19 protein-coding genes and 1 pseudogene are annotated in these 20,426 nt (G+C 66.9%); 11 read left to right on the top strand and 9 right to left on the bottom strand.

The window, feature by feature from the left end; translation table 11 throughout:
• Nucleotides 1-6 precede the first annotated feature (6 nt).
• Nucleotides 7-2,661, bottom strand: a complete 2,655-nt coding sequence (locus ACIA49_RS00225; protein WP_396374872.1) for an AAA family ATPase — start codon at nt 2,659-2,661, stop codon at nt 7-9.
• Between the two features lie 135 nt (nt 2,662-2,796).
• Between ACIA49_RS00225 and ACIA49_RS00220 the strand changes: the two genes are divergently transcribed.
• Together ACIA49_RS00220 and ACIA49_RS00215 are read left to right on the top strand one after the other, a co-directional pair.
• The gene (locus ACIA49_RS00220) at nt 2,797-3,807 is read left to right on the top strand and encodes a medium chain dehydrogenase/reductase family protein (protein WP_396374871.1); all 1,011 of its coding nucleotides are present in this window, start codon (nt 2,797-2,799) and stop codon (nt 3,805-3,807) included.
• A 28-nt stretch (nt 3,808-3,835) separates the two neighbouring features.
• Nucleotides 3,836-4,384, top strand: coding sequence for an ester cyclase (locus ACIA49_RS00215; protein ID WP_396374870.1), 549 nt, complete (start codon nt 3,836-3,838; stop codon nt 4,382-4,384).
• Here ACIA49_RS00215 and ACIA49_RS00210 read toward each other — a convergent pair.
• Both ACIA49_RS00210 and ACIA49_RS00205 read right to left on the bottom strand, forming a co-directional pair.
• On the bottom strand, nt 4,363-5,226 hold the full coding sequence (locus ACIA49_RS00210; protein WP_396374869.1) for an alpha/beta fold hydrolase: 864 nt from the start codon (nt 5,224-5,226) through the stop codon (nt 4,363-4,365). The two genes, ACIA49_RS00215 and ACIA49_RS00210, sit on opposite strands and share 22 nt — an antisense overlap.
• Nucleotides 5,227-5,422: 196 nt before the next feature.
• Complete coding sequence (locus tag ACIA49_RS00205; RefSeq protein ID WP_396374868.1) at nt 5,423-6,529, bottom strand: NAD(P)/FAD-dependent oxidoreductase; 1,107 nt, start codon at nt 6,527-6,529, stop codon at nt 5,423-5,425.
• A 125-nt stretch (nt 6,530-6,654) separates the two neighbouring features.
• Between ACIA49_RS00205 and ACIA49_RS00200 the strand changes: the two genes are divergently transcribed.
• A complete protein-coding gene (locus ACIA49_RS00200) occupies nt 6,655-7,167 on the top strand; it encodes an NUDIX domain-containing protein (protein ID WP_396374867.1) in 513 nt (170 codons plus the stop codon).
• A 58-nt stretch (nt 7,168-7,225) separates the two neighbouring features.
• Complete coding sequence (locus ACIA49_RS00195; protein ID WP_396374866.1) at nt 7,226-8,176, top strand: zinc-binding dehydrogenase; 951 nt, start codon at nt 7,226-7,228, stop codon at nt 8,174-8,176.
• Between the two features lie 73 nt (nt 8,177-8,249).
• On the opposite strand, the gene ACIA49_RS00190 is transcribed toward ACIA49_RS00195, so the two are convergent.
• The 3 genes from ACIA49_RS00190 to ACIA49_RS00180 form a co-directional block, all read right to left on the bottom strand.
• The gene (locus ACIA49_RS00190; RefSeq protein WP_396374865.1) at nt 8,250-10,313 is read right to left on the bottom strand and encodes a PQQ-dependent sugar dehydrogenase; all 2,064 of its coding nucleotides are present in this window, start codon (nt 10,311-10,313) and stop codon (nt 8,250-8,252) included.
• A gap of 202 nt (nt 10,314-10,515) precedes the next feature.
• Nucleotides 10,516-11,340 (bottom strand): MauE/DoxX family redox-associated membrane protein, encoded by an 825-nt coding sequence (locus tag ACIA49_RS00185; protein ID WP_396374864.1) that lies wholly within the window; start codon nt 11,338-11,340, stop codon nt 10,516-10,518.
• A 13-nt stretch (nt 11,341-11,353) separates the two neighbouring features.
• Nucleotides 11,354-11,956, bottom strand: coding sequence for a cell wall protein (locus ACIA49_RS00180; RefSeq protein WP_396374863.1), 603 nt, complete (start codon nt 11,954-11,956; stop codon nt 11,354-11,356).
• 24 nt (nt 11,957-11,980) lie between these two features.
• Between ACIA49_RS00180 and ACIA49_RS00175 the strand changes: the two genes are divergently transcribed.
• The 4 genes and pseudogenes from ACIA49_RS00175 (at nt 11,981) to ACIA49_RS00160 (ending at nt 13,746) form a co-directional block, all read left to right on the top strand.
• A complete protein-coding gene (locus tag ACIA49_RS00175) occupies nt 11,981-12,241 on the top strand; it encodes a hypothetical protein (RefSeq protein ID WP_396374862.1) in 261 nt (86 codons plus the stop codon).
• Nucleotides 12,242-12,551: 310 nt separating this feature from the next.
• Nucleotides 12,552-12,887, top strand: a pseudogene (locus ACIA49_RS00170) (hypothetical protein); the annotation flags it as partial.
• A 30-nt stretch (nt 12,888-12,917) separates the two neighbouring features.
• Complete coding sequence (locus tag ACIA49_RS00165) at nt 12,918-13,169, top strand: hypothetical protein (RefSeq protein WP_396376020.1); 252 nt, start codon at nt 12,918-12,920, stop codon at nt 13,167-13,169.
• Between the two features lie 76 nt (nt 13,170-13,245).
• Nucleotides 13,246-13,746: a hypothetical protein gene (locus tag ACIA49_RS00160; RefSeq protein WP_396374861.1), complete on the top strand. Its 501-nt coding sequence runs from the start codon at nt 13,246-13,248 to the stop codon at nt 13,744-13,746.
• Here the strand turns inward: ACIA49_RS00160 and ACIA49_RS00155 are convergent.
• Nucleotides 13,743-14,186: a MarR family winged helix-turn-helix transcriptional regulator gene (locus ACIA49_RS00155; protein WP_396374860.1), complete on the bottom strand. Its 444-nt coding sequence runs from the start codon at nt 14,184-14,186 to the stop codon at nt 13,743-13,745. The genes ACIA49_RS00160 and ACIA49_RS00155 overlap by 4 nt on opposite strands.
• Before the next feature lie 44 nt (nt 14,187-14,230).
• Nucleotides 14,231-14,848 carry a hypothetical protein gene (locus ACIA49_RS00150; RefSeq protein WP_396374859.1) on the bottom strand — a complete coding sequence of 206 codons (618 nt, stop codon included), beginning with the start codon at nt 14,846-14,848 and terminating at the stop codon, nt 14,231-14,233.
• Nucleotides 14,849-15,138: 290 nt separating this feature from the next.
• Here ACIA49_RS00150 and ACIA49_RS00145 point away from each other — a divergent pair, with 290 nt between their 5' ends.
• Complete coding sequence (locus ACIA49_RS00145; protein ID WP_396374858.1) at nt 15,139-16,125, top strand: TerC/Alx family metal homeostasis membrane protein; 987 nt, start codon at nt 15,139-15,141, stop codon at nt 16,123-16,125.
• Nucleotides 16,126-16,310: 185 nt separating this feature from the next.
• Here the strand turns inward: ACIA49_RS00145 and ACIA49_RS00140 are convergent, their stop codons facing one another.
• On the bottom strand, nt 16,311-17,555 hold the full coding sequence (locus ACIA49_RS00140; RefSeq protein WP_396374857.1) for an MFS transporter: 1,245 nt from the start codon (nt 17,553-17,555) through the stop codon (nt 16,311-16,313).
• A gap of 894 nt (nt 17,556-18,449) precedes the next feature.
• Here ACIA49_RS00140 and ACIA49_RS00135 point away from each other — a divergent pair.
• Both ACIA49_RS00135 and ACIA49_RS00130 read left to right on the top strand, forming a co-directional pair.
• A complete protein-coding gene (locus ACIA49_RS00135; protein WP_396374856.1) occupies nt 18,450-19,460 on the top strand; it encodes an ABC transporter permease in 1,011 nt (336 codons plus the stop codon).
• Nucleotides 19,457-20,401, top strand: a complete 945-nt coding sequence (locus ACIA49_RS00130) for a carbohydrate ABC transporter permease (RefSeq protein ID WP_396374855.1) — start codon at nt 19,457-19,459, stop codon at nt 20,399-20,401. The genes ACIA49_RS00135 and ACIA49_RS00130 overlap by 4 nt, the downstream gene beginning before the upstream one ends.
• Nucleotides 20,402-20,426 lie beyond the last annotated feature (25 nt).

The raw sequence follows: 20,426 nt of genomic DNA, 5'->3' as shown, positions 1-20,426 counted from the left end.
CCTACCTCACAATGAGAGATCGCGGAGCTGGCGGCGAGAGGTGATGTCGAGTTTGCGGAAGATATTGCGCAAGTGGGTGTCGATCGTGCGCGGGCTGAGGAAGAGCGTGGCCGCGACCTCCTTCGACGTTGCCCCACCGGCGACCTTGGTCGCGATGAGTCGCTCCTGCGCGGTGAGGTTGTCCAACGGATTCGTACCGTCCCGCCGCGGCCGTTGACCCGTCGCCGACAACTCACGAGCCGCACGCTCGGCAAACGCGGCAGCACCCATCGCGGACAACGATTCATGCGCTGCCTGGAGTTCGACCCGCGCCTCCGCCCGACGCCCTTCACGACGCAACCACTCGCCGTACGCGAGCCGCGCCCGCGCATGCTGAGCCCGTACGTCGGTCTGCGCCAGCAGGTCGATCGCCTCCTGGAACCGACTGTCCGTGTCCGGCGATGTCGGGTCGAGCAGCGCCTGTGCGAGCAGGTGATGTGCGACAGCCCAAGGGGTGGGGTTCGTGCGCGCCAGGCGCGCGAGCTGATCGAGTGCCGGGGCGGCGGCCTCGGGTTGGCCAGCTCGCGCGGCGGCTTCGACGAGTTCGGAGTCGAACGGCCAGATGACGTACGAGCCGAGCTCACGTTCCGCATAGGCGGTCAGTCCGGCCTCGAGGGCTGCGGTGTAGTCGCCGAGCCCGTTGCGAAGGACCGCGGCCGCATAGAGCTCCGCCACCAGCTCGTCGCGCTCGACGCGGTTCTGGATCGACGCCCGCACCTCGTCGAACTCCTCGGTGTTGCCACGCCAGGCAGCGAGGATGACGTCGGCGAACGCGAGACTGAGACTCCCCGCCGCTTCGTCGATCGCCGCCGCCTCGGCCAGCTCCGCCTCCGCTTCGTCGAACCGGCCGAACATCGTCTTGGTGACCGCCTGGAACTTCAGTGCCTGCGGAAGAATCGCCAGCGCGGACTGCCGCCGCGCCAGCTCTACCTGGTGCGCCGAGATCTCGTCCGTCGCCTCGGAATCCCGCAGATCGAGTGCCATCATGCACGCCAGCTCCATCCACCACGGGTCCGCGAGCTCCGCCGTACGGAAGGAGTCGACGGCTCGGCACATGGCCGGCACGGCCTCGTCCACCGGCAACATCGCCTGGTCGAGAAGCGCGGTCAGCAACAGGTCGGCCGGTCGCGGGTTCTCGCACGGCGGAACCTGCGCGCGGATCCGCGCCCCGAGCTGCCGCAGGCGGCCAGGCATCCGGTCGATGAACATCGCGGACGAGAACGCCTCGATGTACGTGCCCGTCGCGTCCTCGGGGCCGAGATCGGGCGCGGCGCTGACCAGCGCGGCGGTCGCCTCCGGACTGCGCGTGACGTACACGTCGATCGTTGCCCGCTGCAACTTCACCTGCGCCCGCTGCGCCGCGTCGAGCGGACGCCGTTCGGCCTGGGTGAGCAGCTCACCAGCCTCGCTGAACGTACCGAGCTTCAGCCGCAGGCCGGCCGCGGCGAGTAGTCGCGCGGCCTGTTCGACGGGCTCCGGGCTGAGTTGCGCCGCGCGTTCGAGGAAGGCCGCGGCAGACGCGAAATCACCACGGAGCTGGGTGCGCTCAGCCGCCTGGGTCAGCTCAGTGGCGACCTCCTCGTCCGTGTCGATCACCGCGTGCGCCCGGTGCCAGGCACGGCGATCCGGGTCGGTCTCGACATCAGTCGCGTCCGCCAGCGCGGCGTGCAGGCGGCGCCGAACACCAGGCGTCGCCGACTGGTACGCCGCCGACCGCACGAGCGGATGACGGAACCGCAACCGCGGCCCGAGCATGACCAGCTCCTCGTCCTCAGCCTCGGCGGCGGCAGCCAGCGTCAGGTCGAGTCGCTTCGCGGCCCGGCGCAACAGACCGAGGTCACCAACCGGCTCAGCCGCGGCGAGGCTCAGCAGCAACTGAGTTGCCTCCGGCAACCGTCGTACCCGGCGCGTGAACTCCGCCTCCAGCTCCTCCACAACACCTCGACGTTGACCGCCCGAAGCACCGTCGAACTCCAGCAGGGCCAGCGGATTGCCGTGCGCCTCGGCCAAGATCCGATCCAGTACGTCGCTGTCGAGACCTGCCCGCCCGGTTGAACGCAGCAGCGCCTGAGCCTCCTTCTCATCCAGCCCGGTCAGCGGCAGCTGCGGTAGATCGGAGAAGCCGGCGCCGTCCGGGCGACCGGCCAGGATCAGCGCGATCCCCTCCGACGAGATGCGCCGGGCAACGAAGGCGAGGGCCTGGCGTGTACCGGCGTCGATCCACTGGACGTCGTCGACCACACAACACAGCGGTTGCTGGAGTTCGTTGAGCAGGCCGAGTACGGCGAGTCCAACCATCAGCGGGCTTGGCGTCGTACCGGCGGCCAGTCCGAAGACCGACTCGAGGGCCTGCCGCTGGACATCCGGTAGCCCGGTCCGCGCCTCGATGACGGGGGAGCACAGTTGGTGCAGAGCGGCGTACGGGAGGTCGCGTTCGAACTCGGTGCCGTCGGCCCGCAGCACCAGCCAGCCGTCGAGCCGTTCGGTGACGGTCTCGATCAGTGTCGACTTGCCGATCCCGGCCTCGCCGAGCACGACCACCGCTCCGCCGTGACCGGCGGCCGCGCCCTGCGTGAGCGCCTCGATCGCCTGCAGTTCCTGCTGGCGGGCTACGAACTGCATCTGCTCGGCTCTCCTGCGTGATCGAGGGACGGATGGTGTACGTACGCAATCTACGTAGTTCTCGCCGACGCGCGGGCGGCGGCTCCGGCGGCACTGTTGACCTTGTCAGCAGGACGCTCTGGAGGAGGCAAAAGGATGATCACCGAGGTTGAACTGCCCGGAATCGTGGAGGCGGACGGGCTGCAGCTGCGCCGGCGGGAGACCCCGGAGGTCGGGCCCGGCCAGGCGCTGGTCCGGATGGAGGCGACCGGGGTGTCGTTCGCGGAGCAGCAGATGCGGCGCGGCAAGTACTACGACCAGCCGCCGTTCCCCTTCGTTCCCGGGTACGACGTGGTCGGGGTGATCGAGTCCCTCGGGTCAGGTGATTCCGGCTTCACGGTCGGCCAGCGGGTCGCCGCGGTGACCAAGACTGGCGGCTGGGCGGACCGGCTGGTGCTCGACACCGCGGACCTCGCGCTGGTACCTGACGGGGTGGGCGCCGAAGAGACCGAGGCCGTGATCGTGAACGGCGTGACCGCTCGGCGGATGCTCGCGATCGCCAAGGTCCGCCGCGGTGACACCATCGTCGTACTGGGTGCGAACGGCGGCGTCGGATCGCTGCTCGTCCAGCTCGCCCGGCACGCCGGAGCACAGGTGATCGGCGTCGTGTCCAAGCGGCACTTCCCGTACGTCCGCGAGCTCGGCGCGAATCCGGTCGACCGCTCGGTGGACGTTCTGAGTGCAGTACGAGCGATCGCGCCGAACGGCGTACAGGCTGTCTTCGATCACGTCGGCGGGCCGGAGATCCGGAAGTCCTGGTCGATGCTCGGCCACGGCGGTTCGCTCGTTTCCTACGGTACGGCGGCCACGCGCGACCAGGACGGTAACGCCCGGCTTCCCGTCCTCGCGCTGATCGGCCGGCTCCTGCTGTGGAACCTGCTGCCGAACGGAAAGTCCGCCACGTTCTTCAACCTCTGGGCCGGACGCCGCCGGCTGGCCAAGCACCAGGCCGAGATGCGTACCGACCTCGAAGCCGTCTTCGGGCAGCTCGCCGCCGGTGACATCACCGCCCGGATCGCCCGTGCCTTCCCGCTGTCCGACGTCGCCGACGCCGTCCGGTACGCCGAGTCCGGCTCAGCCGCCGGCAAGGTCGTCATCGTCCCCTGAAATCTTTCCCTAGAAAGGAAATCTCCTCATGTCTCGCACCACGCGCCTCATCGCCGCTGCCGCCCTCACCGCCGGGATCGCGGTCGCCGCCGTACCAGCCACTGCAGCTCCCTCGACCGTCACCTCAATTGGTGTGGCGCAGCACGCCCCGCGCATCGTCCAGCAATGGGCGACTGCCTGGACCACGCTGAACCCCGTTGCCATGAGCAAGCTCTTCGACCGGAACGGCGTCTACACCGACCACGCCTTCCAGGCCTCCTTTACCGGCCCCGCCGGCGCCAAGACATGGGTCGAGCTCACCGCCGACAGCATCAACCCGGCCAAGGTCACCGTCCACGACACCATCGTCCAAGGCGACCGCATCGCCGTCACCTGGACCTTCAGCGGCACCTTCACCGAGAACTCACCCTTCACCCCGCCCTACTCCGCCGCAGGCAAGTCCTTCGCCGTCCCCGCCACCTCGATCATCACCCTGCACCACGGCAAGATCCGCACCGTCGACGACTACTACAACCTCGCCGACCTCCTCCGCCAACTAGGCCTCCCCGCCGGCGCCTACACCCCACCCACCGCCTGAAAAGCTCCGCCGGTGACTTCGCGGATGGCGTCGGTGACCAGGTCGGGGCGGTCGAGGTGGAGGTAGTGGCCGGAGTCGGGGACGACTGTGTGCCTGGCGTTGGTGGTGGCGGCCAGTGCGTTCTGCAGGTCGAGGACGGGGCGGACGAACGCCTCGGGGCGGCCCTTCATGGCGGTGAGGATGACGACCGGGATCTGCGGCCAAACAGCCTCGGTACGGCGTTTGGCCAGCTCGGGAAGGTGGTCGAGGATCATCGGCAGTTCGGCGAGGTGGACCGCCATCTGCTCGGGGGTCTCCAGGTAGGAGAGGCAGGCTGACTCCAGCAGTTGCTCGATCTCCGGGGTGGTGGCGGCGACGCGAGCGGTGGTCGCGGCCTGCTCGCGGGCGGACTCCAGTTGTTCCTCCCGCCGGACGTCATCACTCGGAAGCGCCGGCGGTGTCGACCAGAACGCCTCGTGCGAAGGATCCAGCAGCACAAGACCGTCCACGAGATCTGGGCGTTCCCAGGCGGCGAGCTGAACTAGCAGCCCGCCCCAGCTGTGCCCGACCAGCACCCCGGATCCCGCACTCTCGAGCACGGCCATCAGATCACCCAGTTGCCCCTCGAGACTCAACGGTGCTCCCTCGCTGGCGCCGTACCCGGCCCGGTCGTAGGCAATCACCCGGTGATCAGCCACCAACGCCTTGAACACCGCCGCGAACCCGATCACCGGAGACGCCGCTCCCGCCTCGAAAATGACGGTCGGCCCGCTCCCACCCGCAACCCAGCTGAGCCTCCGCCCACCCCGGTCAACACCCCCACGCTCAACCGGCGTACCAACCAAAGCGGAGAGGGCACCCACGGCTCGATCTGTAGTCACCAGGCAATCAACGCCCACCCATCCCACCCGGTCAACGGACTTTCGCTCCGGTCGAGCAACGTAGGCGGACCGCCCCCACTCACCAAGTGTCCTCCGGCGGCAGTTTCCGCCTCCGCTCGAGCGTGCCGGACCAGGTGCCGCGCAGGTTGGTGAGTGTTGGCGGTCCGCTTCTCGGGCACTAGCTGAAGTCCGCGAGCAGCGGGTTCCGCATGGTGTAGAACGCGCCGGACACGATGCTCGCCTTGTACTTCGCCGCCAGCCGCCCGGTCAGAACTGCCTCGACCGGTGAATCGTCGGCCCGGACAAACTGGATCACCCCATCACGGCGGCCAAGACTGATGCACTGGTTGAAGTAGCGGAACTTCAGTCCGCGCGGCTCCCGCCCGTTCAGCCGATCCGTCAGCGCCCGAACCGCATGGCCGGCCATCGGAATCCCCGTCGCACAAGCCATCCGCAGCTCGTCCTGACCCTCGGGCCGGACGACGGCCGAGTCACCGATCGCGGTCACCTCCGGATGCGACACCGATCGCAGTGTCGTATCGACCAGCATCCGCCCGTTGTCGTCGACCGCGAACCCAGCCTTCCGCGCGATCTCCGACACCTCGAACCCGGTCGTCCACACCACCACGTCCGCGTCGACCCGCCCGCCATCAGCCAACTGCAGACCCCCGGCGTCGACCGCGACCACCCGTGCCTGCTCGACCTTCACGATCCCCAGCCGGTCGAACACCTTGTGCAGATGCCGTCGACCGCGCTGCGACAACGCGCCACCCAGCGCGCCCGCGGTCACGAGCTGGACCTTCCGCCCGGGATACGACTCCGCAATCTCGGTCACCGCCTCGAGCCCGGTCAACCCGCCACCGACCACCGCGATCGACCCCTCGCTCCGCAGCCGATCCCGCAGCCGCCCAGCACTCACGACATCCGCGACCGTATACGCGTGCTCACCAACCCCAGGCACCGAATCCAGATCCGCCCGGCTCCCCAACGCATAGATCAGTACGTCGTACGCAACCTCCCGCCCGCTCAGCGCCACCACCCGCCGCTCGGCATCGATGTGCACGACCCGATCGACGACAAACTCGATCCCCGTCCCCTTGATCAGCTCGGCGATCGGCCGCTCCGGCAGCGTCTTCCCCGACGCGAGCTCATGCATCCGGACCCGCTCCACGAACGTGTCCCGCGCGTTCACCAGCGTCACGTGTCCATCAGTACGACGAGCTGCCAGCTTGGCCGCGATCATCCCGGAGTACCCGGCTCCCAGCACGACAATGTGCGGTTTCATCTCTGTCCCCTTTCGACAACCCTGAGGACACGCCCCACCCGCCCGCCGTGACATGACGCCCGTCACACGCGCGGCGGCGCGACCGCCGCGTTCTTGCGCCGCGACGTCTGAGCGAGACTGACGGCATGAGCCGACAGGACGATCTGATCGCCGAGGGCGAGCCCGAGGCGGAGTTTCACCCGGGGATCGCGGAGCGCATGCCGCGCAAGCGGGTGGCCGGGGGAGCGCTGATCCGCGATCGGGACGGACGGATCCTGTTCATCGAGCCGACGTACAAGCCGTTCCTCGACATCCCCGGCGGCATCGCGGAGGCCAACGAGTCCCCGTACGACGCCTGCCGGCGTGAGGTGCTGGAAGAGGTCGGGCTCGAGTTGACCATCGGACCGTTGCTCGTCGTCGACTGGGATCCGGCCCGCGGCGTTTGGCACGACGCCATCGCGTTCGTCTTCGACGGCGGCGTGCTCAACGGTGACGAGGAGCTGGTGATGCAACCCGGCGAGGTGGGTGCGGTGGCGTTCCTGACCCTCGACGAGGCGCAATCGCGGCTCCGACCCTCGATGCATCGCCGCCTCACGCTCGCCGTCCAAGCCTTGGCGTCAGGCATCCCGCAGTACTCGGATTTCGGCCGCATTGTTTGACCTCAACATTGCTTCAGGTTTTAGTGTCGAGCGCCTGGACGAGTTGAGGAGGTTCACGGTGCGGGTAGTTCGCATTGCGCGGTTCGGTGGTCCTGAGGTGCTGGAGCTGGTTGAGCTGCCGGAGCCTGTGGCGGGACCGGGCGAGGTGGTGATCGAGGTTGAGGCGGCCGAGGTGTTGTTCCTGGACACGCAGCTTCGGGCCGGGTGGGGACAGGAGTACTTCAAGCTCGAGTTGCCGACCGTGCTGGGCGCGGGAGTGGCCGGCGTGGTGCGGTCGGTCGGGCCCGGCGTTGATGCCGTGCTGGTCGGGCGGCGTGTGATCGCGGGCACCGGTGGGGTCGGGACGTACAACGGCGGCGGGTACGCCGAACAGAGCGTCGTACCGGCGACCGAAGTGTTTCCGGTGCCGAACGGGCTGGAGTTGAGAACGGCGTTGGCGGCGTTGCACGACGGAGCCACCGCGTTGTCGCAGCTGGACCTGGCAGCGGTGTCGCCCGGTCAGCGAGTGCTGATTACCGCGGCCGCGGGCAGTCTCGGCAGTTGGCTCATTCCGTTGCTCTCGGCAACTGGTGTGACCGTCGTCGGCGCCGCGAGAGGGTCGGCCAAGCTCGACCGTGTGCGCGAGCTCGGCGCGCACGAGGTCGTGGACTATTCAGCTCCCGGCTGGACCGGCGGGCTGCAGGGTGTGGATGTCGTGTTCGACGGCGCCGGTGGTGAGATCGGTCGGGCGGCGTACGCGATCACCCGCCCGGGCGGTCGCTTCCTCGGCTACGGCGCGGCCAGCGGAGACTTCGCCGGCGCGGATCATCGCGACGACGTCACCGTGGTCGGCATCTACCAGCCGGACCCGGTCGCCTGGCGTGACCTCCCGCGCCGCGCCCTCCAGCTCCTGGCCGACCGGCGCCTGGACCCAGCGATCGGCCAAACCTTCCCACTGGCCGAGGCCGCAGCGGCTCATGCCGCCATCGAGGCGAGGACCACGGTCGGCAAGACGCTGCTGGTTCGGTAGTGAAGGACAGTCGCCCGGCGCGCTCAGCGAGTGAGCGGCCGGGCGATTTTCAGCAGGTACTAAGTGTTCTTGGCTACCCGAACTTGAGGCGGACGATGACGTTGTCGATGCCGCTCGGGGTGCCGCCGTTCTTGTCGTCGTTGGTGGAGGTCAGCCAGAGACCGCCGTCGGGGGTTTTGGTGACGCTGCGCAGGCGGCCCCAGCGGCCGGAGAAGACCGCTTGCGGGGTGCCGACGCCGGTGCCGGCGGAGTTGATCTGGGTGACCCACAACTGCTCGCCGGTGACGCCGGCGATGTAGATCCAGTCGTTGACGATTTCGATGCCGCTCGGTCCGGCCTGCGAGGTGGACCAGGTGCGCTTCGGCGCGATGTAGCCGCCGCAGTCGCCGATGGTTCCTTCACAGGCGGGCCAGCCGTAGTTGCCGCCCTTCTGGATCAGGTTCAGCTCGTCCTGGCTGTTCTCACCGAACTCGGCCGCCCACAGCTGACCGCGCGAGTCCCACGCGAGACCCTGCGGGTTGCGGTGGCCGCGGCTCCACACGTAGCGGGCGTTGCCGCCGGTGCTGAAGAACGGGTTGTCGCTGGGCGGCGTCCCGTCGGCGTTCAGCCGCAGGATCTTGCCGTTCAGCGAACCGTTGTTCTGCGCGTTGCCAGAGTTCTTCGCGTCGCCGACCGTCGCGTACAGCTTGCCGTCCGGACCGAACGCGATCCGGCCGCCGTTGTGGTACCGGTTCTTGGCCAGTCCGGTCAGCACCGGCTCGGAGGTCGTGCCCAGTACGCCGTTCTCGTACTTCATCCGCACGATCCGGTTGTCGTTGGCGGCCGTGTGGTAGAAGTACACCCAGTGGTCGGTGGTGAAGTTCGGCGAGATCGCCAGACCCAGCAGACCGCCTTCACCAGTGGTCGTCACCGCGCCAGGAACCTTGCCCAGCGTGGTTTTCTGGCCCGACGCGGTCACTCGCAGCACCTCGAACCGGTCCCGTTCGGTTACCAGCGCCGTCCCGGACCCGTCCGGCAGGAAGGCGACGCTCCAGCCGAGGTCGACCTTCGCGATGTCCTTGTCGTACGCCGGAATTCCGCCGGCCCCCGTGGCCGACGTACGGACGGTCACGGCGTTGCTCGCCGCGGAGGCGTTGCCGTCAGGGTCACGGGCCTTGACGGTGAACGTGTAGCTGGTGTTCGGGGTCAGCCCGGTCACGGTCGTGGTCAGTGAACCGGTCGTCGCCACCTTGGTCGCGCCCTGGTAGACGTCGTACCCGGCGATGCTGCCGCTGTTGTCGGTGGAGGCGTTCCACGCGAGTGACACACTGTTCGCCGTCGCGCCGGTCGACCGCAGATTGCCCGGGGTGGTCGGCGGCTGGGTGTCGCCGCTGCCCGGCGTGGTGAACGTGACCACGTTGCTCTGCTGGGAAGCGTTGCCCGCGGCATCGAACGCACCGACCGAGACGTCGTACGACGTGTTGGCGGTCAGCGTGTCGACAGTCGCCGAGAGGGTGTTGGCGTCGACGACCTTGAGGACGTTGCCGCCGCGGTTGATCTCGTACCGGACCACGCCGACGTTGTCGGTGGCCGCGGACCAGGTGAAGGTGGCGGCGTTCGACTTGATGTTGCTGACGGCAAGGTTGCTCGGTGCGGACGGCGGGGTGGCGTCGTCGCTGGTCGGGTTGACGGTGAGCTTGTCCGCGTTCGGTCCGCCGTCGGCGGTGGTGGCGCGGGCGCGGATCTTGTTGGTGCCGGCGACGAGTTGGAGGCGGACGGTCTTGGTCTGCCAGACCGTCCAGTCACCGGTGCCGGGATAGGTGATCCCGACCGCGCCGGAGACGCCGTTGACGGTCCAGTCCATCGGCCGGGTGGCCGTCGTACCGTTGGCGAAGCGCAGTGTCACGTCGGCCGGGCCCGCCGGGGCGGTCACGGTCCATTCGACGTAGCTGCCGACGAGGTTGTCGTAGTTCACGAATCCGGTGCCGGTGTAGCCGGCGTGGTTGGACTCGACCACGCCTTGGGAGATGGTCGCGGACTCGGCCTGGTAATCGGTCGGGGCCGCGGTGGCGGTCGGGGGAGCGGAGGTCAGGGCGAGCGCGGCGGCGAGGGCGGCCGCGCTCGACACGAGCCTGCGCCGGAGCGTGCGAGGTGTCATCGAGGTCTCCTGGTGTTCCGGGGCGGAGGGGAGTCACTCTTATTAGGAAACTTTCCTAACGATATTCGGCATGACACCACCCGTGAGCAAGTGGTGTCAACCGGTGAGCGCGAGTCTGGCATGCGCTTTCCGCTCCGGACAGCGGTCAGCCCCCGCGAAGCCGTTCAGCGGCTCCGCGGGGGCTGGATTGGTCGAACCTTTCTCAGCCCGGCACGCTCAGCAGGGCCGGGCGATACAGGGTCTGGCCCGACGTCTCGTCGACGACGGCGACCCGGACCGACTCCGGGGTGGAGTCGGTGTGCGGTACGGCGAAGACCACGGTGGCCGGGCGGCCGTCGTACCGGGCGGTGTAGCTGACGAACCGCCAGTCGTCCTCGTCCCAGTAGTCACGGATGTCGGACCTGAGCAGTCCGGTCATCGCGCGGTAGGCAGGGCTGTGGATCAGGCGGCGTTCCGTGGCGGCGAGCGGTACGGCGTTGCTCGCGGTGCGGGCCAGCGGATGACTGAGCCGGACGCGCAGCCTCCTCAGGGGGAGGAGCCAGTAACGGTCGAGCTCGGGCGACAGTGCGACGAACGCTGCCGCCTCTGCGATCAGGACGAGCGCGGCCGGTCCGGCCGTCCACCATCCTTGGGATGTCGTCAACGCTGCCGCTGCTGTTGTCAGCAGCAACAATGCGCGCCCGATCGATCGGTAGCCCACGGGTTTGGCCGACTTGCCGGCGCAACCGCAGGACGCCTCGGGTACGACGATCTTGGCGTAGCTGAGATATCCGGTGAACCCAACACCGAGGACGACTGCCGCCAGCACTTCTGCAGTCCAGGCGGGCGGACTCAGCAGTGCCAGGGCAAGGACCGCTTCGATGACGCCGACGGCGCGATATGCGGGCTTGGCCCGGTTCTCGCCGACGAGCTTCGGTAGGGCGGTCTTCTCTGCTTCGTCCGGGCTGGTCAGCTTGCCGTACGACGACCAGAGGAGAAGCAATCCGATCAGCAGCGGCTGGGCGGCCGCCACCTGCTGTGTGAACATCGCGGCCTCCCGGTCAGTTCGCCGCGTAGATCGTCGCGATGTCGATCTCGCTCGTCCCGGGCCGCCAGGCGCCGATCACCTGGACATGCCGGCCGACCTTCAGCATCGACAGGTCCGAGATCGCCGGCGTGCCGTTGTAGGCGGCGGCCGTGATCCCTTCCTGGACGTGGCCGAAGATCTTCTGGCCGAAGTGATCGAGGTTCAGCCCGGTCCGGCTGATCGAGTTGATCATCACGTCCAGGTTGACGATGTTGATCCACACCGACTCCGCCGCCAGTACGCCGTTCGGCATCTTCACGCCGCGTGCGTACAGGCCGTCGCCGATCATCGCCTGGTCGATCGTGGTCGGCCGGAGCTTCCAGACGCTGGTGACGCCGGTCAGCTGGATCTTGTGCAGCCGGCCGTCAGATCCCTGTACCTGCAGGAGATCCTGGTTGCGGCCGGTGATCAGACCTTCCGCGAAGTTCGGATCCGGGGCACCCGGATCCGGTACCTGGGCCGACGCGGCGAACGCGGCCTCCGGTGCCAGCGACCCCAGCGCGCTGGCGGCCACGAGCCCGGTCGCGCCGAGCGCGGCCCTGGTGAGCAGAGCACGACGATCCATCGTTGAAGTCATCTCAGCTCACCTCATCCCACATCGATGCCGGCTGGAATCAGCCCGGCACTCAGGCCCGCGATCCGGCTGAACGCCGCCGGGGTCAGGTCGAGCACCCGGTTCGACGCACAGGTCCCTCCACAGCAAGCGCGCTCACCGCAGAACGACCGCGTCCGCGGCCCACAGTCCGCGATCGACGTGACCACACGCGAACCGTTGCAGCGATTCGTCGTCGCGTGCCGGAACCCACAGGTCCGCCGCGCGACCCCGGTCACGCCGCAGTTGTCCGGCCGCGTGATCGAGTAGCAGGCATCCGAGGTGTTCGTCCAGGCATGCTGGAGATTCCCCGACTGACACGTCCCGCAAGCACCGGTCCCGGTGCTAGCACAAGGTCCCCATGCGTTGCCGCAACAGAACCACGATGCTTCGCCGACAAGTCCGAACATCACATCCATGAAGTACCTCCAGGTCTAGGGGCGGTAAGACCTACAGAAACTCTTTGTACTCCTCAGATGAGAAATCTCCCAGACCTCGACAGAAACGGAAACTTTTTGCCTAACGGCACCCGCCCGGCTCGGAAAAGGCACGCTCCACCAGCCACGGGTCTAGACCGCTTATGCTGGTGAGGCATCGATCGAACTTCATCGACGCGACTCCAGGAGTCACCTGTGCAGCTGACTTTTCGTTGTATGGAAGGTGCGGCCGACCTCCTCGCCGCCGAACTCACCCACATCTCATCCGTTACGCCACGTGCGCGGTCAATGTGACCGATTCTGTCGAAGGATGGGTCGCCGAGCTCGGGGAATTACATTGGACACAACGGTTCGAGCGGCTGGAACGGTTGCCATGGGCTACTAATGCGGTCGTTGCCGAGGTATTGGTGCGGTTGGCAAAGATCCGTGCCGGGCAACGGGTCTTGGATCCGTTCTGCGGATCAGGCACCTTACTGGTCGCCGCGAGTCGCCAGGCTCACGAGCATCGCGTGATCGCGAATCTCCCGTTCGGCAAACGGGTCGGCAGCCATCGAGACAACCAGCGCCTCTACCCGGCCGCCCTCGGCGAGATCGCGCGCGTGCTGACGAACGACGGGCGAGCCGTCCTGATGACCGAGGACAAACGATTGCTGCAGGATGCGGTGGCTGGGGTTCGCGGGCTGAAGATCGTCCGCGAACGACTACTCCGGTACGGCGGTGCCACGCCAACCGTGTATGTGCTGACCCGCACGCGAACCTAGCTCGCCCGGTCGAGGCGCGTTGCTACTTGCTGCAATTTCTCGGGATCGGCGGGTGGCAAGCCTTATGCTTCCGGGCGTGATCGATGACAACCAGGCGCGGGCGCTCGCGGCTCGCTGGCTGCAGTGGGCTCATTCCATGCCGTCCGAGAGCAGTCCGATCTCGGACCCGGACGGAGGGCACGCGGCAGTGAACCAACCCGATGACGTCTGGTTCTTGGCGGGGACATCTGGGGGTTCAGCCGACCGCCGTGCCGCCGTACCGGTGGATCGGCCCTTGTTCTTCCCGTTGTTCAACATGTGGGGACGGGTCGAGGCCGCGGATGTGGTGTGCCCGGAGGCGACCGGCGAGGCGCAGTTGAACGGCGAGAAGCTGCCGACCTGGACCGTGCACAACACGGAGCAGATCAAGATCCCTGTGGTAGCTGGGAAGCGGTTCCCTCGCGTGAAGGTCCGGATGTGGGGCCTGTGGTCCTATCACCCCGGCCTCGCCGCCGGAGGACATCTCCTGGAGTTCCAGGGTGCCGTTCGGCCTGGAGGCTTCTGGGTCGCGGTGCGCTACAACCTCATCGCCGGCTAGGTGGTTGTGCGCTGGGCTTCGACGACGAAGCGGAAGTCGGCGAGGAAGCGGTCGTAGGCCTTGGGGCCGAGGGACTGACGGTGGCGTTCGCCGATCTCGGCCATGAGTGCGTCGGCCGTTCGCATCTCGGCAAGGCCGCGGCTGGTTGGCACGATGAGTTTCGCGCGCCGGTCGTCAGGGTCTGGGCGGCGTTCCAGGTACCCGAACGCTTCCAGTTCGTCGAGGCTCTTGCCGATCACTTGCTTGTGCTGACCGGAGAGCCGGGCGAGTTCGGTGGCGCGGATGCCGTCGGCGCGTAGGTAGGCGAGGACCGCGCCGTGCCGTGGGGAGATGTCGTCGAAGCCCTCGGCGTGCAGGCGCCGGAACAGCTCGCCCTGCACCGAGAACAACAGCCGGCCGGCGAGAACGCCTAGGTCGGTCGACGCATCCCTGCGCTCCAACGCGCCTCCCTCCAGTCTGAAATCGAACCCTACAAGACCGGAACTCAGCGACGGGTGAACTCGCGTCCAAGGACCTGACGCAGGTGCACCTCGACGAAAACGCGCAGATGGGGATCCTTCGCCAGATCCTCGAACGCGGTCGCCAGTTGTTCATCGGGCGCGTCGGTCAGATGGACGATGCGCCACAGGTTGAGCGGATCGTCCTCCGGCCCGGCCACCGAGTGCTCGACGTGAAAGATCGGCTGCTCCTGACCGGCCGTGATGATCCGCCCGTCCGGCGTCTCGAACCGCTCGGCCCCGACGAAGAACGCTCGCCGGTTGGCGTGATCCAGGCGGACATGCTCGATCACCGCGACGAACTGCCCCGGATCGGCCCAGAGGCGCTGTTCGGAGACGCGGGTGAATTCCTCGAGCTGGCCGCGATGCGTGCTGGGGAACTTCTCCGCGCTGCCGGCCCGCACCACGGTCGGGATGTAGATGTCCGGGGCCGCCGCCTTGCGCGTCTCCATGTCCCACAGGTCGGCTCCGGAATACCGGTACGGCGGCTGGACGTCGTACCGGGCAGTGAGCACCTCGTTCACCCGCACGGGCGGTAGCTCGACCGACGTGGTCTCGGGAGCGCTCCACGCCTGCACGATGATCTGCTGATGGTCAAAGTTCATGACAGTCAATATAGGTGACTAAATCTCCGGAAACCAGAGCTGGCGCGGGCGACTGTATGCGGTATACGATCAGGCGAAGCACGCCGAATGTGACCTGGTGCACGGTGGTATGCATCGGTACCGGATAGAGTCGGTGTGTTGTGGAGGGGAGTATTCCTCAACGGCAGCGTCGTCATCACGGGAGGCCTGGACGGCCGAACCGGTGCTGCCGGCCTGGAGCGATCCAGGCGGAAGAGACCTCCGGACCAAGGTAGTGTCACGCGTCCGGAGGTTCACACATGGTTTCTGTCATGCCCCCGTTGGTCTGGGTGCTCACGATCGCCGGCCTGCTCGCGATCGTCGCGTTCGACCTGATCGTGATCGCGCGCCGGAACCACACCGTGACGATCAAGGACGCGACCCGGTGGGTGCTGTTCTACGTCGGGCTGGCCGCGCTCTTCGCGATCGGGCTGTTCCTGTTCAGCGGTGGGAAAACCGGCGGTGAGTTCGTCGCCGGCTACATCACCGAATACAGCCTGAGTGTCGACAACCTCTTCGTCTTCGTGATCATCATGGCGCGGTTCAGCGTGCCGAGCCTGGCCCAGGACAAGGTCCTGTACATCGGCATCGTGGTGTCGATGCTGCTGCGGGCCGTCTTCATCCTGGCCGGTGCGGCCGCGATCTCCGCGGCCAGCTGGGTGTTCTACATCTTCGGCGCGTTCCTGGTCTACACCGCGGTCCGGCTGGCGATCGAGGGTGAGAACGACGAAGCGGACTTCCAGGAGAACGCCGTACTGCGCGGCATGCGCCGGATCCTGCCGATCTCGCACGACTACGACGGCGCGAAGCTCGCCACCCGGATCGACGGCAAGCGGATGGTGACGCCGCTGGTGATCGTGATCTCGGCGATCGGGATGGCGAACGTGATCTTCGCGCTGGACTCGATCCCGGCGATCTTCGGGCTCACCCAGGACGCGTACATCGTGCTCACCGCCAACGCGTTCGCGCTGATGGGACTGCGTCAGCTGTACTTCCTGATCGGCGGCCTGCTGGAACGGATCGTCTACCTGAACGTCGGCCTGTCGGTGATCCTCGCGTTCATCGGTGTGAAGCTGATCGTGGAGGCGCTGCACGGTTCGCACATCGACGACATCGGCGCGATCCACCTCCCGCACATCGGCATCGTCACCTCACTGAGCTTCATCGCCGCGACCCTGTTCGTGACCACGGTCGCCAGCCTGGTCAAGTCGTCCCGCGACGCCCGCCGCGTCCCGGTCAAGGTCCGCACCGAGGACTGACCCGTCAACGTCCGAAGAACCGGAGACCACCGCTGCGATTCCTTCGGACGTTAGCCCAGCGCCACCCATAACGTCCGAAGAACCGGAGACCACCGCTGCGATTCCTTCGGACGTTGGCGGAGCGCCATCCATAACGTCCGAAGGACCGGAGGGCCCGCCTCCGATCGTTCGGACGTTAGGTGCCGCTAAACGGCGTCGAGTTCCCGGGACGGGGCGCGGAGCCGGGTGTAGAGGGCGGGGATGGGTGTGAGGAGTAGGCCCGAGGCGACCAGGGCTGTCCGGAGACCGGCACGGCCGGCCAGCGCGCCGAGCGGGGGACCGCCGGCGACCTGGCCGATCGCGTTCGCCTGGGAGACGAACGAGATCACCGTGGCGCGTGAGCGCGACTCGACGTTCCGGTTCAGCCACGCGGATTCGATCGGCCAGGACAACGCATCCGCGATGCTGCGCAACCACACTGCGGCCAGCGCGAGCCAGAGGTTGCCCAGCAGAGCGAAGGCGAGAACGCCGACGACCTGAAGGAACGCGAGCAACGCCAGTACGCCGTTCGGGTGGGTGGCAGTCAAGCGTTCGGGTGAAAGCTTGTTCAGGATGAGCGAGCTGATCAGTGTGAGCAGTGTGCCGATCAGCCCGAGCACCGTGAACCAGAACGCGGGGTCCGACGTACCGAACACTGTCTGGAACTCGAAGGTCAGGATCTTCACCTGCCACAACCGGTCGAACGCCTCGCTGGACAACCCCGACACCAGGCTGATCAGCACCAGCGTGCGGACGACCGGACGCTTTCGGGCGACCGCGAGGCCGTGCTTGAAGGTGTCGGCCATGTGCTTGACCGTCTCCCGCTCACCCGCAGGCGTTCGGTGGAAGTTGACCTCCCGCATGAACACGGCGAGTAGCACGGCCAGCACGATCATCCCGATGCCGGACAGCTTGATCGGCAGCGAAAGATCAAGCAGGCCGAGTCCTCCGGCGGCGACGGTACCGAGGATCGTCCCACCGAGGCTGAACTGCTGACTGCGAACCAGTACGCCGGCCACCTGGTCGGCGCCGATCTCGTCGGCCAGCCAGGCCTGATCGGCGCCGGAGGTGAACGTGTACCCGACTCCCCAGAGCACCTGGGCGCCGAGGATCGCGAGGAACGTCGGCGACAGGCCCTGGAGCAGGAACCCGGAGCCGATCAGTGCTACTCCGATGACGACGGACAACCGCCGGCTGTAGAGGTCGGCGACGATGCCGGTCGGGATCTCGAACAGGAAGCAGGCGAGTTCGAGCGTCGTCCCGACCAGGACGAGCTGCAGCGGGCTGAGGCCCGCCTCGCGGACGTAGTACACCGCGCTGAGCGTGAAGCAGAGCGCGGCACAGAACGCCCAGACGGTCTTGTAGGTGCGATAGGTCCGGACCGGATCGGCCGAACGATCAGTCATAGGCATGGCGAGATTGCTCCTGAAAGCGTGCATGACGAAGCGCGGCCCGGGACTGGGCCGATCGCGGCGTGACGCACAACGGCAGCCTGGCGACGGGCCGGATCGGACCGGTCACGCCGTGGCGGCGGTGGTGCGCTTTCAGGAGCGGTTTTGCATGCGACGAGAGTAGAGGTATTTCCGGCGCGTCTGCCTCTCATTTACCCGGACGCGCACACCGAACCGGAGTAGTATCGAAAGTGCCTGGCCCGGCCGTTCCCCCGTGATGGTCGGGTCAGGTCTTGTCTAGAAGGCCTTCCGTTAGCGGGGCTGCCGTTCGACGACCCGGTAGCCGAGCGATTCGTAGAGCGCCACGCTCCCGGTCGGGTTCTCCGCGACCGTCCACAGCGACGACGGACGGTACGCCGACCCACGGCCTACCGTCCTGACCGCTGACCACCCAACCAGCGAGCCGGTCGCGAACCCACGCGAGTGTCCACAACCGGTGGTCGGGGTAGTCGTTCGCGATGCCCTGCTCCACGCCCGGACTGTCCCAGGAGCTTGCCCTGGCCAGGTCTTGACATGGGTTCGGTGGGGCGGTTGACTGCGAGATAGTTCACGGAGGTAATAAAATACTGGTGCAATCCAGAGTCGGTGGCTCAGAGCGACTCCGGGGTGGCGCCGAGTAGCACCCCGGTCCGGTGGGATAGTCACCGGGCCATTCTGCGTTTCCCGGATAGTTGCCTTTGGCAACGCCTGATTTCCCTTGCCTGCAAGGCGCGAGGTGATTTCGGTCAAGGTCGGGTATCGACAGGTTGCGGGAGTCTTCCGCCGGCCGGAGTTCTGTGTCATCCTCCCGGTGAGTGAACCCGAGATCCTATCGGATATCGGTTTCACTCCGATCGGTGACGGAAAGGATGCGGAGTGAGTGCAACGTACGAGGTGCGGGACAAGTCGGGGGCGGCGCCGCCCGCGCCGGCCGCGGCGAAGGCGGTGAAGTCCACCCGGCCGGCGCGGCCGGGTCAGTGGACGCAGGCCCGCCGGAGTCTGCGCCGGCACTGGCAGCTGTACCTGCTGATCGTCGTGCCGCTGGCGTACTTCGTGATCTTCAAGTACATCCCGATCAGCAACGCCGTGATCGCGTTCAAGGACTACAGCCCGATCAAGGGTCCGTGGGGCAGTCCGTGGGTGGGCTTCCACAACTTCGAGTTGCTGTTCCAGAACCCCGTGTTCACGTCCCTGGTGAAGAACACGTTCCTTCTGGCCGGCTACACGGTGCTGGCGAGCTTCCCGATCCCGATCATCCTGGCGATCGCGCTGAACGAGATCCGGACCGGGGTGTTCAAGAAGACGGTGCAGCTGGTGACGTACGCGCCGTACTTCATCTCGACCGTGGTCGTGGTGTCGATGACGATCCTGGTGCTGTCGCCGCGGCTCGGGTTCGTCAACGACGCGATCGGGCTGTTCGGGGTGCCGGCGGTCGACTTCCTCGGCAAGCCGGACTACTTCCGGCACATCTACGTGTGGTCCGACGTCTGGCAGACGACCGGGTACTCGGCGGTCATCTACCTGGCGGCGCTGTCCGGTATCGATCCGGCGCTGCACGAGTCCGCGCGGATCGACGGTGCGAGCCGGCTGCAGCGGATCCGGAACGTCGACCTGCCAGGCATCATGCCGACCGCGGTGATCATCCTCATTCTCGGCGTCGGCAACATCATGTCGATCGGGTTCGAGAAGGCGTTCCTCCTGCAGAACCCGCTCAACACCGCACAGTCCGAAATCATCGCCACCTACGTGTACAAGACCGGCCTGCTGAACGCCGACTTCAGCATGGCGACCGCCATCGGGCTGTTCAACTCCGTCGTCAACCTCATCCTGCTCGTCGTCGTGAACTTCGTCGCCAAGCGGATCACCGGGAACGGACTCTGGTCATGAGCGTTACGTTGCAGGGATTCCGCCGTACGGTGAAGGCTCCGGAGGCGTCGAAGCGGACCTCGATCGAGGAGACACGCGGCGACAAGATCTTCCTGGTCGGCGTCCGGATCATGCTCTGGCTGGCGCTGATCGTGGTCGCTGTCCCGCTGATCTACATCGTGGCGAACTCGTTCAGCAGTCCGGCCGCGGTCAGTGGCGGCCGGGTGCTGCTCTGGCCGATCGAGCCGGGACTGAAGGCGTACAAGACGGTCTTCGCCGATCCGCAGATCATGCGCGGATACCTGAACTCGTTCATCTATGCGATCGGCGGCACGCTGATCAGCGTCACGCTGACGATCGCGATCGCCTATCCACTGTCGCGGCGCACCTTCTACGGCCGCAACGTGATCATGAGTCTGCTGATCTTCACCATGCTGTTCTCGGGTGGCCTGATTCCGACCTACCTGGTGGTGCAGGACCTGGGCATGCTCAACACCCGGTGGGCGATGGTGATCCCGAGCGCGATCGGGGTCTGGCAGGTGATCATCGCGCGCACGTTCTTCCGCTCGACCATCCCGGACGAGCTGCACGAGGCGGCCACCATCGACGGGGCGAGCGACCTGCGGTTCCTGTGGTCGGTCGTGCTGCCGCTGTCCAAGCCGGTGATCGCGGTGATCGCGCTGATGTACGTGATCTTCCAGTGGAACAGCTACTTCGACGCCCTGATCTACCTCAAGGACCCGGGGCTGTACCCGTTGCAGATCATCCTGCGCAACATCCTGATCCTGAACTCCACCACCGGGTCTGCGGCCGACATCGCCCAGAACCTCGAACGTCAGCAACTCGCGAACGTCCTGAAGTACGCGCTGATCGTCGTCTCGACACTGCCCGTACTGATCATTTACCCGTTCGTCGCCCGCCACTTCACCAAGGGCGTGATGGTCGGCGCGGTCAAGGGCTGAAAGGCCCCCTGAGAAAGGAACACAG

The sequence above is a fragment of the Kribbella sp. NPDC051587 genome (genome assembly GCF_044453945.1).
Taxonomy (GTDB): Bacteria; Actinomycetota; Actinomycetes; order Propionibacteriales; family Kribbellaceae; genus Kribbella.
The sequence above is the reverse complement of the archived record's forward strand: the minus strand, read 5'-3'. Positions and strand labels throughout refer to the sequence as shown.